Source organism: Neobacillus citreus (assembly GCF_018343545.2).
In the GTDB taxonomy this organism is placed as follows: domain Bacteria; phylum Bacillota; class Bacilli; order Bacillales; family Cytobacillaceae; genus Neobacillus; species Neobacillus citreus.
In genome coordinates, this window is the sequence record NZ_JAGYPE020000048.1 from 31,567 (window position 1) to 44,808 (window position 13,242).

A 13,242-nucleotide genomic window follows, 5' to 3' on the forward strand; every position below is an offset into this window, starting at 1 on the left:
ACAAAAGGTTTATTTGGGGAAACCTTGGTCAAACTATGGTATAGTTATGGTTGTTTAAGAAGAATGATTACATAGGAGTGATTTTAATGAGTGAAGCAGCACAAACGCTTGACGGCTGGTACTGCCTGCATGATTTCCGCACTGTGGACTGGACCACCTGGAAGATGCTTTCTGAAGATGAGCGCCAAGCGGCGATTCACGAGTTTTTAAGTCTGATTGAAAAATGGAACACCACCCAAGAACGCAAAGAAGGCAGCCATGCTTTATATACAATCGTAGGCCAAAAGGCAGATTTCATGATGATGATCCTGCGCCCGACGATGGAAGAACTGAACCAAATTGAAACCGAATTCAACAAAACCAAATTTGCTGAATTCCTCGTGCCGGCTCATTCTTATGTGTCCGTTGTCGAGCTCAGCAACTACCTGCCTGCAGGAGAGGACCCGTACCAGAACCCGCAAATTTTAGCACGCCTGTATCCTACTTTGCCAAAAACACAGTATGTCTGCTTCTATCCGATGGATAAGCGCCGCCAGGGCAATGATAACTGGTACATGCTGCCGATGGAGGAGCGCCGCAATCTGATGCGCAGCCACGGCATGATCGGCCGCCAGTATGCTGGCAAAGTCCGCCAAATCATCACCGGTTCGGTCGGTTTCGATGATTACGAGTGGGGCGTAACCCTGTTCGCGGACGATGTCCTACAATTTAAAAAGCTTGTCTATGAAATGCGTTTTGATGAAGTCAGCGCCCGCTACGGTGAATTTGGGGCATTCTTTGTCGGCAACCTGTTAGAGGACGAACGCATCCCGAATTTCTTACACGTATAACTCGTTTGTTTAAAAGCTCCCAACACATAGCTGGGAGCTTTTTTCATTTACTCCTCGTCCTAAAGTCATATCTCCAAACTTTCCCTCATACTAATAAAACAGCGAGAAGTAGGAACCAATTTATGGTTCGTGAGTATGTATAGATTGTTGGGCTTTTTATTTATATTTTTTTAGGAGGGAATAAAATGAGCCAATATTACAATCCTCAAGGATTTCAGCCTTATACCGGCGGTGGAGCCGGAATGCAAGGGGCCCAGCCAATCTCTGGCGGGCAGGGATTTGTTCCCACTCAGTCGGGAGGATTTCCGCCGGGAGGAGCTGTTCCGCCAAGACCGCCAGCAGGAGGCGGCGCCGTTCCGGGCATGCTGCCAATTGAACAATCGTATATTGAGAATATTTTACGCTTAAACAAAGGCAAACTGGTATCTGTATTTGCTACATTTGAAGGCAACACACAGTGGAATGCTAAAGAATTTAGAGGAATTATCGAGGCAGCCGGCCGCGACCATGTCATCTTAAGCGATCCGCAAAAGGGCACCCGTTACCTGATTCCGATGGTGGCCGTGGACTACATTACATTCTCTGAAGAAATTGAGTATGATTACCCGTTCGGCGGAGGACCGCAATTAGGCACTTACCCGCCAAGGTAAAAATAAAAAAGCATTGAGTTTACATGTCTCAATGCTTTTTTTCATGATTAAAATTGTTTTACCGCTCCAAGAATCATCAATACCCAAGCCGCTAAGAAACAAACGCCGCCAATTGGGGTGATGGCGCCAAGCGGGCCGATTTTTGTTAAGCTTAATAGATACAAGCTGCCGCTGAATAAGATGATACCAACAAGCATTAACCAGCCTGACCAGGTAAACAAAGAGCTAGTTGCAGCTTTTCCAAGCAGCAGGCCAATGATTAAAATACCGGTTGCATGAAACATTTGATAGGTAACGCCAGTTTTCCAAATCTCAAGATAATGAGCATCTAATCTGTCCTTTAGTCCATGTGCCCCAAAGGCACCAAGTGCGACTGCCAAAAAGGCATTGATGGCGCCAATGACAATAAAAGTTTTCATGTTATTATTCTCTCCTTTTGTCTAGCTGCAGCGCCTAGCCCCTCGAGGTCATAAGCCAATCCGTCAAGAAGGCTAAAGAACAGCCTTCTCGCCGGCTTGTCTTATGCTTGTCGGGGCTGGTCAAGGCGCTTCCGCTTTTCTATTTAAAAATCAAACAGTGAATCGCCATTAGCCTCATCGTCCAGTTCCAATTTTTTTGGCTGTGGTGTAGTGACTGTTGGCTGTTGAAAAATAGGCTGCGAGACAGCGGGCTGATAGGCTGCCTGCTGGAATACTTGAGCTGTTGTTGCTTGCTGAATAACGGCCGATGCGGGCTGCACATCCCGTCCGGTCTGCTTTTCTTCCAATATCAATTCGCATAATATTTTAATAGAGTAAACCCTTTCCCGCAAGCTTTCTTCCTTATGGCTGGCCCGTGCCTGATTCAGTTCTTCTTCCATTTTGGCTAATAATTTTTGGACAGATATATTCACGTTCAAATACTCCTCATTTTCGGTCTCTATTTTATTCTACATGAGTATCGGCTTTTTTTCGAAAAAATAGTCTTTTACAGGCTTTCGACATATTTCAAATGTTCCACGTGAAACTTGTTGAAAAATGTAAAACCCGCATCTTTAAAGATTCGGGTTTCTTAGTTTATCCTAATATCCTTTGATAGATTGTTTTCGCATGGGTCAAATCTTTTGTCCCGTGAATAAGGGCCCTGCCGTCTTGGAAGATGACCATCCGCTCCTCGCCCATTTCAACTGACACTAAATATGGATTGCCTTTTACAGAGTAGCCGAGCGAGCTAAGCTGGCCTGCGAGCCTTTCTAGCGAAATTTCCCCAGGTGTGGCAGGACGGATTTGCACGGTATCGCGGCCGCACAGGACTGTGGTCTTTGTCATATTTTCACGGTCGAGATAAGGATATGTCCGCTCCTCGCCGCAGGATAGGCAGCCGGAGTATTTGGCCTTTGACATTTTCATGCTTGTATATTGATTTCTCCATAAATCGAAGCTGACAAAGGCCTGGCGGACTGCATCCCAATCCTCGACCAGCATCTTCAACGCTTCCGCAGTCTGGTGGGCAATGACCATTTGCACGGCAGGAGAAATGATGCCGCCCGTATCGCAGGTCATCCCCTGAAGCGGAATCGTCCGAAGCAGGCAATTTAAACACGGCGTTTTACCAGGAATGATGGAAAAACTCATCCCATAGCTGCCGACGCAGGCCCCGTAAATCCAAGGAATGTTGTATTTCTGGGAAACGTCGTTCATCGCCATCCGCGTTTCAAAATTGTCAGTCGCATCTAACATCAGGTCGACCCCCGCAGCTAGCTCCTCGAGTAGCTCCGGAGTGGCGTCGCCGATGATGGCGTTAATTTCAACATCTGAATTAATTGCTTTTAGACGCTTTTTAGCTGCTGCTGCCTTAGGTAGTTTTTCTGCCACATCCTCTTCAGTATAAAGCTGCTGGCGCTGCAGATTACTGGCTTCAACATAGTCCCGATCGACGATGGTTAATCTGCCGACACCGGCGCGGGTCAAGATTTCCGCATTACCCGAACCCAGAGCCCCAGCGCCGATGATTAACACATGCTTATTTCTTATCTTTTCTTGGCCGTCCTTGCCGATTCCCGGAAAAAGGACTTGCCTTGAGTAGCGTTCGTTCATAAAGATCCCCTTTCTAGAAGAAAACTCGCCATTTTGGCGAGCTTTTAGGGTAAAATTAGCTATTTTTAATTGATTTATATTTAATGCCCGCGAATTTCGTGATTCTATTAGAGAATTTGAGTTTCCAACAAGAAAATTCATTTTTTAAAAAGGACAAGTTTCCAGTCTATCGGCGAATTTTTGCAGTCTATCGGCGAATCTCAGACTTCTATCGGCGAATTGGGGTTCCCAATCGGCGAATTTTAACGTCCTATCGGCGAATCAAAAAATCAGCCCCCGCTGACCGGCGGGATAAATGCAATTTCATCGCCTTCCTGGATGACTTCATCATTAGAAGCAAACTCCTCATTAATCGCCGTCATTACAGTCTCCATACGCGGCAGGTCGTACTTCTCAGAGAGTTCCGCCTTCAATTCAGCGACCGTTTTTCCGCTAACATCAAGCCTTAGGAACTCTTCACCAACCGCATCGCGCAAATGGGCGAAAAACAAAATTTTATTCACTTAAATCACCTTCCTCAGGCTTTCCGCTCGGATAGGCCTTCGTTTCGAGCTGGTTGCCGACCCATTCCTCGCCGTCCTCCCAGTGCTCTTTTTTCCAAATTGGGACAATTTCCTTAATCCGCTCAATCGCATAGCGGTTCGCCTCATAGGCATCAGCCCGGTGCGGCGTTGACACCGCGATCACCACCGCGACATCGGTAATATCCAAGCGCCCGACCCGATGGGTAATCGCAACTTGAGAACCCGCCCAGCGCTCTTCAATCTCACGGCCAATCTGCTCCAGCTTTTTCACAGCCATCGCTTCATATGCGTCATAGATTAAAAATAACGTCTTTTTTCCATAGGTCAATTCCCGGACGGTGCCGATGAAGGTAGTAATCGCGCCTGCTTCGCGCTGGACCACCTTGTCGATAACATCCTGTATATTAATTGGTTCTTTTGAAATCTCGTAAAGCTTCAATTATTTCACCTCTTCAGCCAAGCGCTTTGGCTCGGCGTTTTCCACCACTTGATAGCCGCCGATATTCTCCACCTGAGCCTTGAAGGCAGGGGAATGGATGATTTCCGCTAGCAGCTTGAACTGTTCACTTTCATAAAAGCTCCTGGTCATGACTAAATCGTATTCCTCGTCGGAAACCGGAACGAACTCCAAGCCCATTGCCTTTGCCGCCGGATAAATGCCGAGACCAGCGCCACAAGAATCACTGTTCACTTCCGCAGCAACTGCTAAATGCGAGAACATTTCGCGGTCATAGCCCGCTATTCTCTCCGGCTCAAGCCCCGCTTCCTCCATCAGCATATCAAACAAAATCCTCGTGCCGGCGCCTTTTTGGCGGTTCACGAAGTTCGCTCCCCTTTCCACCAAATCACGCACGTCACGGATTTCAAGCGGATTGCCTGCCGGTAAAATCCAGCCCTGCTTGCGCTTCAAAAATGGATACAGGACAACCTCCTGCCCGGCTAACAACCGGCGTACATATGATATATTATATTGTTTTGTCTCAGGGTCAAGCAAATGAATCCCCGCTACATGGGCCTCGCCTTTTCGGATTGCCATAATGCCGGCCATGCTGCCGACATGCGAGGAGACAATTTTCATTTCGGTCCGCACCCGCTTCAGCGCCGACGACAATAGGTCAATCGTCAAATCGTGGCTGCCCGTAAACATGATCGCATTTCGGATTTCCTCAAGCGGCCGCAGCAACTCCACTTCCGCCAGCTCTCCTTGTTCATAGCCGATCACATCTGGCGGCACCACCAATAACCCATCTGCCCGCACATACGACATCGTCACCCCAGCCGCTCTTGTCAGCGGATTAGCGACAAACTGGCCATTCACATAGCCGATATTCATTCGCACAAAATCCTCAGCGCCCATCGACGAAACGATGCGCCGGCCAAGCTTGACGGTAACCTTCTGCCGCTCTGGCTCCGGCACACCTAAGTACTTGCAGACAAGCGGCCGTGCGAACCATTCCAGCGCCAGATAAGCTGAAACCGGATATCCCGGTACGCCAATCACAACCGTACCATTAATCTTACCCAAAATAACCGGCTTCCCAGGACGTGCCGCGACGCCGTGGGTATAAACCGTACCAAGCTCCTGAATGATATGAACGGTATAATCCTTGCGCCCCGCCGACGACCCCGCATTGATGACGATAAAGTCCGAAGTCTCAGAAGCCTCCAAAAGCGCTTCTTTAATCTTCTCCGGCTCATCCTTGACAATCCGGTGCAAACGCGGCTCGCCGCCCCACTCTTTAATAAAATTGGCAAACACAGTGCCGTTAAATTCAACAATTTTTCCAGGCGCCATTTCCTGCCCCGGTTCAACTAACTCATTACCGGTCGGAATCACGGCCACAACCGGTTTTTTCACAACCGAAACCGAAAGCAGCCCTGACGCAATTAGCACGCCCAAATCAGCAGGCCTTAATGCATGACCCTGCGGAAACAGCATTTCCTCCTGAACGATATCCTCGCCAATCGGACGGATGTGCTGCCAAGGCGTAGCGGGTTCGATGATTTCAATCGTCTCCTCGTCCAACACCTGCACATGCTCAATCATAATCACCGCATTAAACGGCGATGGTATCGCATTTCCCGTATCAACATGAACAAACTGCTCACCAAGCTTTAAATGAAGCGGGTTCTGCTCATGCGCCGTATACGTGCTTTCCGCTACAACCGCAACCCCATCCATCGCCGAGGCATGATAGTGCGGCGTCGACACAGGTGCAAAAATCGGTTCAGCCGTCACACGCCCTAATGCATCCACTGTCGGAATCAGTTCCTTTTCCGGAGTACTCTCAAAAGCAGCGAGAATTTCATCACGCGCCTCGAAACGTGGTTTATCTTCCAAGTAAATTTTCCGTTTATACATAACTGTCGCTCCCCTTACCTGGACAGAATCACAGGAACATACTCGCCCTGCGAAACTCCTTCTTTTTCAGAACTGATTTCCACAATGCCGTCACTCTTAACTAACGTAGTTATTAAGCCTGACTTGCCAATAATCGGCTCCGCCCACCATTCGCCGTCCTTTTCCTCAAGCCGTATTCTGATATAATCCGACCGTCCCGGGCTTGACGGGATGTTTTTCGTTATTTTTGCAAAAATATGCCCAGGCTTAGACACGAGATGTTCGCCGGACAACTTCTTCAAAATCCGCTCGCCAAAAAGTTTGAAGATAATCATCGCCGACGCCGGATGGCCAGGCAGTCCAATCACCGGTTTGCCGTCCGCCACCGCTAAAATCGTCGGTTTGCCGGGCTTGATCGAAATCCCGTGGACAAACACGCCAGGCTCACCCAATGATTGGATAACCTCCGTCGTATAATCCTTCGCCCCAACAGAGCTGCCGCCTGACATAATCAAGCAGTCTACTTGTTCGTAAAGTTCGCGGGCCTTTTGGCTGAATTCCTCATAGTCATCGCGGACAATGCCGCCGTACACAACCTCGACATTCCAATCGCTGGCCAAGCCAGCAATCGTCAGCCCGTTAATATCACGGATTTGTCCGACCGACAAGTTCTCCGTTTGATAAGGAACAATCTCATCGCCGGACGACAGGTAGCCGGCTTTTATTTTTCGAAAAACGGTGACATGAGTAATCCCCAAGGAGGCAAGGGCACCCAATTCCTGTGCGCGGAGTTTCACCCCTTTTTCAAGGAGAATCTCGCCCTCGCGGATATCCTCGCCGGCCCGGATGACATTTTCCCCGGGCGCCACTTGTTTATATGTATTGAGGAGTCCCTCGACATCCTCACAATGTTCAATCATCATCACGCTGTCACTGCCAACCGGAAGCATCCCGCCAGTCGGAACGTAAACAGCTTGTCCACGGCCTACTTTTACATCGGGGACCTCGCCCATTTTGACTTCCCCGGCAACGTTCAGGAAGCCGGGCATGGACTCGGAAGAACCATACGTATCTTTCGCGCGGACAGCATATCCGTCGACCGTCGAGCGGTCAAAGCCGGGAACATTCTCCTTAGCAGTCACCGGCTCGGCTAGTATATAATGAAGGGCTTCGGAAAGCTCTCTTACTTCTGTTTGTTGGGTTGCCGGGATCATTTCATCTATCAAGGCAAATGTTTCTTCCACTGTTTTTACTTTGAAAAATTGCATGGTTCTCTTTCTCCCCCTAATGTTCGCTTTCGGCCCACTTTTTCGCGTCTTCGTATTCCTCCGGGCGGTTCATGTTGAAGAAGACCCGCTCCAATTCTGTTTGGCTAAAGCCTGCAAGCTCTTTTTCTGTTACATAAAGGACATTAAGACGGTCCAGCAGCTGTTTCATGCGGAGATTCCCCGCCGCAATACAGCTTTCCGCAACAGCTGCGACTGATTTTTTAAAAACAGCAAATAACGGATGCTGATTCCCGTTGATAACCGGGATGACCGCATCATAATCGCCGCATAGCTTTGCCATTGTCTCGGCGAGTTCCCCGGACACAAACGGCATGTCGCAAGCGACGATAAAATTAACATCGCCTTTGGAAGCTTTCAAACCGGCATGAAGTCCGGCGAGCGGCCCCATGCCGGGATAGTCATCTGCGACCATTTCCAGTTCTAAAAATTCATAATCATCAAAATGATTGGTTACCAGAATTATACCATTAAAACGTTGCTTAAGTGTGTCTCTAATTCTTTCAATATTAGTTTTCTCATTTATTTTTAATAGAGCTTTGTTGGTGCCCATTCGGCTGGATTTTCCGCCGGATAAAATAATTGCTGAAGCGTTCATCGACAGCACCTCTTAATTCGTTACTTTTTTCTCTCCTACTGAGCTAAATCCGTTTTCCTGCGCTACAAAATCGAGATGGATTGAATTTAAATCGATCATGGCAGCAGACGGCTTTTCTATATATTGCCTTGTATCAATAATTTTAATATAGCCGTTGCACTCCTCGCAAACCTGTATTTGCGAAACGGCGTCCCCTTCAATGGTTAAAAATTTGATTTTTTGGTAGTCTTCATTCCCGCAATGCGAGCACTCCAGGCGCTTGGCATTCCAATGGGCGAGGCAGCGCGGACATTGGCAGACCTTTTTACCCTCATCCTCCAAAACTGCCAGTCTTACAGGCTCGCCGCAGACAGGGCAGCCTGAACCCGGTACGGCACGGTCGATTTCCGGCTGGACTTTTTCAGCCACTAGTTGAAGATACGGACGGAGCGCGGTTTCTGCTAAAAATTGCGGAATCCATGGTTCCAGTCCATTTTCCTCAGCAAACCTTTCAAAGTAGACGCTATTGAAGGAATATGCCTCCTCTATCCAGCGGATGGCCGTTTCTTCCTTGAGCATACTGCTAATATCAGCGAGCTTTGGTTTCAAATCTGGGTTGGTCTCTATGAGGAGGGCTGTTATCTCCTCTACCCACTGTAAGAATAGTGAAATTTCAAAGTCAATCGCCGTTAACGCGGCAGCAGGTACCCCTGCAGCCAGCGCCGCTTTGTCCAGATTAGGCCTGACCGTATCCGGATTAATCATCTGCTTCCATTTTTCCTGAAGCTGAACAATTTCCTTTTGCAGGCTCTGGTATTCCTTTGAAACAACGGATTTAATCATCGTTGTTGCACCTCTTTTTTTGTGATATTTTTGGATTCGCCGATAGATGGCTGCAATCCGCCGATAGAAAGTCTTAATTCGCCGATTGAAGCCTGAAATTCGCCGATTGAGTACGGAACTCCTTGTTTTTCGCTCTAAAAATTGGCGGATGAAACTCGATTCGCTAATAGAATCCTGAAATTCGCTAATAAACTCTTAAAATTCGCTAATAGCCCATGTGAATTCGCTAATAGACCATTAAAATTCGCTAATAAAATGACAGTACTCCCACTAAAAAGTCTACTTTTTAATGGGAATGGCTGCCTTTGACAGACAGCCAGCCCCTTTCCTCATAAAATTAAGCGCCTTTTTTATGTTTCGGATCATCCAACTCAGGGAAGTTACCCTTTTTGACCTCTTCTTCATACCATTCTTGGTAATGATCCCTTGCCCACCGTGCAGGAACCTCGCCGGTAATGACACCGGAGTAGCCTGGTCTTGAGTTTTTATGAATCACACTCAAGTAAATGTGACCGACAATGACGGCAATTCCAAGAGCGAAGCCGACGTTGTGGAAGAAGTAGCCCCATTGCACAAGAGCTCTCGGGAAATACTCAGGAAACCACATTGTGAAGCCTGAACAAATAACCAAAATTGCACAGAACATCTGCAGAATCGAGTTAATTTTTTCCCCGGCGTTGAAGAAGGTTTGTTTTATATGCTTAAACTTAAAGCCGAACAATTCTTTAACGAAACTGCTGAAAAATTCAAGGTCGCGCTTTTTCCATGTGATTAATTCTTTTAGCCAAAGCATCAGGAACTTCGGGCTAAAAATCAACAAGATCAAGGTTGGCGTTATAAATGTGACGGCGAAAATTCGGTGCAGCAGCCGGGCGTTGGCCGGGCCGCCAAACACCGGATACAGCCAGTCAAAGAATTCGGTATACATTGGCAGTGCTGTAATGTACAACGCAAAGAAGGAAATTCCATTGATTGCATGGGCCCAAACAAACGCCTTTGGAAAGCGGCGAACTTTTACATCAGGTTTTATCTGATTACTCATTGCTTCCACCTCCGTCTTGCTCCTTGCCTTCTTTATTGAATAGCTTGTTTGTCACAAACGCACCGACAAGAGCCATCGTGGTGGCACCCAGCATCATCTTGCCGATTGGCTGTGCGTAATCCTTCCAAGCAACTGCGGAGGTTGGAACTTTTGGATTTTCCGGAAGCCCGTAAACTGACGGCTTTTCTGCTAAAACATAAACGGTGTGTGTGCCGCCAACGCCTTGCGGATTGTACACCTGGGCATTAGGATAACGGTCTTTGATTTCTTGGACGCGCTTTTCAGCTTTTCTGATCATCGCATCTTTATCGCCAAATTCCATTGCTCCAGTATGGCAGGTCGTTACACAGGCAGGCTGCAAGCCTTCTTCCAAACGGTCGGTACACATTGTACATTTGTGAGCTTTACGGTACTCTTTACCGTTTTTATCTTTGTATTCCTTTAGAGAAATCACTTCGAACGGACAGTTTTGGACGCAATAGCCGCATCCTACACATTTGTCTTGATCGATAACAACGGAACCAAAATCGGTATAGCTGATGGCATTCTCCGGACATACCTTTTCACACGCTGCGTCCGTACAATGGAAGCAGGATGAGTGGCGGAACAAGTAATCCAGACCGCCTTTGGAATTCTCATGCTCAATGTACTGGAGGACGTTCCATGTATCAGCTGTTGTTTTTGGATGGGACTGAGCACTGCCTTGGAATGCTGTCTCTTCAACAGGCAGGTCATTCCAGTTTTTACAGGCCACCATGCAGGCTTTACAGCCGTCACATTTGGTAACATCAACGAATTTCACATATTCTTTAGCCATTAGTCAGCCCTCCTAACATCACAGAGGAATGCTTTGTATTCAGGAATTTGCGTGTTAGCATCTCCAATGTGCGGAGTCAGGCGGTTAGCTGTATCTCCTGTAACATATCCCTTATAGCCAAAATGCCATGGCATTCCCACTTGGTGCACGACTTTGCCTCTTACTTTGAAAGGTTTATAACGTTTTGTAACCATTGCGTATGCAGTGATTTCGCCGCGTGCTGAGCTGACAGTGATTTTATCTTTGTTTTTGATGCCTTTTTCTTTTGCGAGTTCTTCACTTATTTCAACAAACATGTAACCGGCGATTTCTGACAGCCATTCTTGGTTTCGGGTCATCGAACCGGACTGCCAGTGTTCAGATACCCGGTAGGTGGTCGCTATGATTGGGTAAGTTCCTTTTGAGCCTTTCTTGTTGAAGTCGCCTTCATGAATCACAACGGCCGGGTTTAATTCCACAGATGAGAAAGCATTTGGAACCGGGCTTTCAAACGGCTCATAATGTTCAGGGAAAGGACCTTCATTCATCGTTGGTGCATAAAGCAGCCCAACTCCGTCTTTATTCATCATGATTGCGCCAGTACCGCCTGGTGCTGTTGGCGCTAATGTAGCATTAAAGTCAGGAACGTCGTTGCCCACCCATTTATTCTGGATGGCATCCCACCAGATGATCGCCTTTTCCTTGCTCCATGGATTACCGCTTGGATCCGCTGCAGCACGGTTGTATAGGACACGACGGTTCAACGGCCAAGCGAATGACCAGTTTAGATAGTTATGTCCGCCCGTATCTTTGTTGTCGCGATTCTTAGATTTGTTCTTGCCCTCTTCAGGATAGAAGCCGCTATAGATCCAGTTTCCGCTAGAAGTTGTTCCATCTGCTTTTAAGGCACCGAAACCAGGAATCAATTTCCCCGTTGCCACATCATAGCCGTTAATTTCCTTGGCAACTAGATCAATGTCACATTCAGGACCGTTGCCAAAATTCCAATCAAGAGCTAGGAATGGAGCAGCTTGTGCACTCATGTCACCGGCATAGAGCTTTTTAAGCTTAAGTGCCAGCTCATGGATGATATCAAGGTCTGGTCTTGCTTCGCCTTTTGAATCAATAGCTTTCCAGCGATATTGCATCCAGCGTGAGCTGTTGGAAATACTTCCTTCTTTTTCAAATGAAGCGGATGCTGGGAGCAAGAATACTTCTGTATTGATTTTCGATGGGTCGCTGCCCGCTTCTTTTTTCCAGAAGGCCGCTGTTTCTGTTTCCCAAAGGTCAACAGCAACCAGCCATTTTAAGTTGCCAAGTGCTTCTTTTTCCTTGCCGGCATTCGGTCCGCCGACAACTGGGTTTGTGCCCCATAGGAAAGCACCGTCAAGCTCTTTATTGTACATTGCTTTGAATAAGAAAATGTGCGAGTAGTTCTTTGCCCCTGGTTTTGGTAAATATTGATAGCCAAATTCGTTCTCGGCTGTTGCATTTTGTGCGTACCACGACTTTAGTAGGCTGACCACGAATTTTGGTCTGTTGCTCCAATAGCCTGATGGAGGAGTTTCTTTCTTTAAGTAGCCGTCAAGTGTCGCGTGCTCAGGTACTGATGCTTTAGGAATAGCCAGGTAACCTGTCAGGTTATCCCATAATAATCCAAAGTCAGTGGAGCCTTGTACGTTTGATTCGCCGCGCATCGCGTTAATTCCGCCGCCTGGCAGGCCAATGTTGCCCAAGAGCATCTGAATAATCGCATAAGCACGGACGTTTTGCGAGCCGACTGTATGCTGGGTTGTACCCATTGCATAGAGGATTGTTCCCGCTTTACCGACTTTGCTGGTTTCACAGAATGTCTTGTAAACCTTTAATAAATCTTCTTTTGGTGTACCTGTTACAGATGAAACCGTATCCAAATCATAGCGCGAATAATGCTTCTTCAGTAATTGGAAAACAGTACGAGGGTTCTCCAAGGTTGGATCCGTTACCGGTTTTCCATCTGGTCCCGCAGCAAGAGCCCATTTTGTTTTATCATAAGTGCGTTTTGCTTGGTCATAACCAGAGAATAAGCCATCTTTGAAATCATAGCCATCCGCTACGATAAAGGAAGCGTTTGTATAGTTAATAACATATTCTTTGTGAATAAGATTATTTTCGAGTGCATATTTTATCATTCCGCCCAGGAACGCAATGTCTGTTCCGGAACGAAGAGGAGCGTAAATATCAGATACTGCTGATGTCCGAGTATAACGCGGGTCAACACTGATAATTTTACCGCCGT

General features: G+C 47.3%; 14 protein-coding genes. 2 read left to right on the forward strand and 12 right to left on the reverse strand.

Annotated features, from left to right (window positions below; all coding sequences use genetic code 11):
- Nucleotides 1-86: 86 nt before the first annotated feature.
- Nucleotides 87-830 (forward strand): hydrogen peroxide-dependent heme synthase, encoded by a 744-nt coding sequence (gene hemQ / locus KHB02_RS21375; RefSeq protein WP_213147935.1) that lies wholly within the window; start codon nucleotides 87-89, stop codon nucleotides 828-830.
- Between the two features lie 185 nt (nucleotides 831-1,015).
- Nucleotides 1,016-1,480, forward strand: coding sequence for a spore coat protein GerQ (gene gerQ, locus KHB02_RS21380; RefSeq protein WP_213147934.1), 465 nt, complete (start codon nucleotides 1,016-1,018; stop codon nucleotides 1,478-1,480).
- A 47-nt stretch (nucleotides 1,481-1,527) separates the two neighbouring features.
- Here the strand turns inward: gerQ and KHB02_RS21385 are convergent, their stop codons facing one another.
- From KHB02_RS21385 to fdnG, 12 genes are all read right to left on the reverse strand, one after another.
- Complete coding sequence (locus tag KHB02_RS21385) at nucleotides 1,528-1,899, reverse strand: DUF423 domain-containing protein (RefSeq protein ID WP_213117082.1); 372 nt, start codon at nucleotides 1,897-1,899, stop codon at nucleotides 1,528-1,530.
- A gap of 143 nt (nucleotides 1,900-2,042) precedes the next feature.
- The gene (locus KHB02_RS21390) at nucleotides 2,043-2,372 is read right to left on the reverse strand and encodes a YwdI family protein (protein WP_213147933.1); all 330 of its coding nucleotides are present in this window, start codon (nucleotides 2,370-2,372) and stop codon (nucleotides 2,043-2,045) included.
- A gap of 163 nt (nucleotides 2,373-2,535) precedes the next feature.
- Nucleotides 2,536-3,555 carry a thiazole biosynthesis adenylyltransferase ThiF gene (locus tag KHB02_RS21395; RefSeq protein WP_213147932.1) on the reverse strand — a complete coding sequence of 340 codons (1,020 nt, stop codon included), beginning with the start codon at nucleotides 3,553-3,555 and terminating at the stop codon, nucleotides 2,536-2,538.
- A 269-nt stretch (nucleotides 3,556-3,824) separates the two neighbouring features.
- The gene (moaD, locus tag KHB02_RS21400) at nucleotides 3,825-4,058 is read right to left on the reverse strand and encodes a molybdopterin converting factor subunit 1 (RefSeq protein ID WP_213147931.1); all 234 of its coding nucleotides are present in this window, start codon (nucleotides 4,056-4,058) and stop codon (nucleotides 3,825-3,827) included.
- Nucleotides 4,051-4,518 (reverse strand): molybdenum cofactor biosynthesis protein MoaE, encoded by a 468-nt coding sequence (locus tag KHB02_RS21405; protein ID WP_213147930.1) that lies wholly within the window; start codon nucleotides 4,516-4,518, stop codon nucleotides 4,051-4,053. Before KHB02_RS21405 ends, moaD begins: the two co-directional genes overlap by 8 nt.
- On the reverse strand, nucleotides 4,519-6,441 hold the full coding sequence (locus KHB02_RS21410; protein ID WP_213147929.1) for a molybdopterin biosynthesis protein: 1,923 nt from the start codon (nucleotides 6,439-6,441) through the stop codon (nucleotides 4,519-4,521).
- Between the two features lie 14 nt (nucleotides 6,442-6,455).
- Nucleotides 6,456-7,688, reverse strand: a complete 1,233-nt coding sequence (locus KHB02_RS21415; protein WP_213147928.1) for a molybdopterin molybdotransferase MoeA — start codon at nucleotides 7,686-7,688, stop codon at nucleotides 6,456-6,458.
- Nucleotides 7,689-7,704: 16 nt separating this feature from the next.
- Nucleotides 7,705-8,304 (reverse strand): molybdenum cofactor guanylyltransferase, encoded by a 600-nt coding sequence (gene mobA, locus KHB02_RS21420; protein WP_213147927.1) that lies wholly within the window; start codon nucleotides 8,302-8,304, stop codon nucleotides 7,705-7,707.
- Nucleotides 8,305-8,316: 12 nt separating this feature from the next.
- Nucleotides 8,317-9,126 (reverse strand): formate dehydrogenase accessory protein FdhE, encoded by an 810-nt coding sequence (locus KHB02_RS21425; protein WP_213147926.1) that lies wholly within the window; start codon nucleotides 9,124-9,126, stop codon nucleotides 8,317-8,319.
- Nucleotides 9,127-9,463: 337 nt separating this feature from the next.
- Complete coding sequence (locus tag KHB02_RS21430) at nucleotides 9,464-10,168, reverse strand: formate dehydrogenase subunit gamma (RefSeq protein ID WP_213147925.1); 705 nt, start codon at nucleotides 10,166-10,168, stop codon at nucleotides 9,464-9,466.
- Nucleotides 10,161-10,985 carry a 4Fe-4S dicluster domain-containing protein gene (locus KHB02_RS21435; RefSeq protein WP_213147924.1) on the reverse strand — a complete coding sequence of 275 codons (825 nt, stop codon included), beginning with the start codon at nucleotides 10,983-10,985 and terminating at the stop codon, nucleotides 10,161-10,163. The genes KHB02_RS21430 and KHB02_RS21435 overlap by 8 nt, the downstream gene beginning before the upstream one ends.
- Nucleotides 10,985-13,242 (reverse strand): formate dehydrogenase-N subunit alpha (fdnG, locus tag KHB02_RS21440; protein WP_241114006.1); only part of this gene is annotated, 2,258 nt, incomplete at its 5' end. The genes KHB02_RS21435 and fdnG, both read right to left, overlap by 1 nt.

Coding starts and splice junctions, on each gene's coding strand:
- KHB02_RS21410 (WP_213147929.1), bottom strand. CDS start 6,441: ATGTATAAACGGAAAATTTACTTGGAAGATAAACCACGTTTCGAGGCG.
- KHB02_RS21430 (WP_213147925.1), bottom strand. CDS start 10,168: ATGAGTAATCAGATAAAACCTGATGTAAAAGTTCGCCGCTTTCCAAAG.
- KHB02_RS21425 (WP_213147926.1), bottom strand. CDS start 9,126: ATGATTAAATCCGTTGTTTCAAAGGAATACCAGAGCCTGCAAAAGGAA.
- KHB02_RS21415 (WP_213147928.1), bottom strand. CDS start 7,688: ATGCAATTTTTCAAAGTAAAAACAGTGGAAGAAACATTTGCCTTGATA.
- gerQ (WP_213147934.1), top strand. CDS start 1,016: ATGAGCCAATATTACAATCCTCAAGGATTTCAGCCTTATACCGGCGGT.
- KHB02_RS21435 (WP_213147924.1), bottom strand. CDS start 10,985: ATGGCTAAAGAATATGTGAAATTCGTTGATGTTACCAAATGTGACGGC.
- mobA (WP_213147927.1), bottom strand. CDS start 8,304: ATGAACGCTTCAGCAATTATTTTATCCGGCGGAAAATCCAGCCGAATG.
- hemQ (WP_213147935.1), top strand. CDS start 87: ATGAGTGAAGCAGCACAAACGCTTGACGGCTGGTACTGCCTGCATGAT.
- KHB02_RS21385 (WP_213117082.1), bottom strand. CDS start 1,899: ATGAAAACTTTTATTGTCATTGGCGCCATCAATGCCTTTTTGGCAGTC.
- KHB02_RS21395 (WP_213147932.1), bottom strand. CDS start 3,555: ATGAACGAACGCTACTCAAGGCAAGTCCTTTTTCCGGGAATCGGCAAG.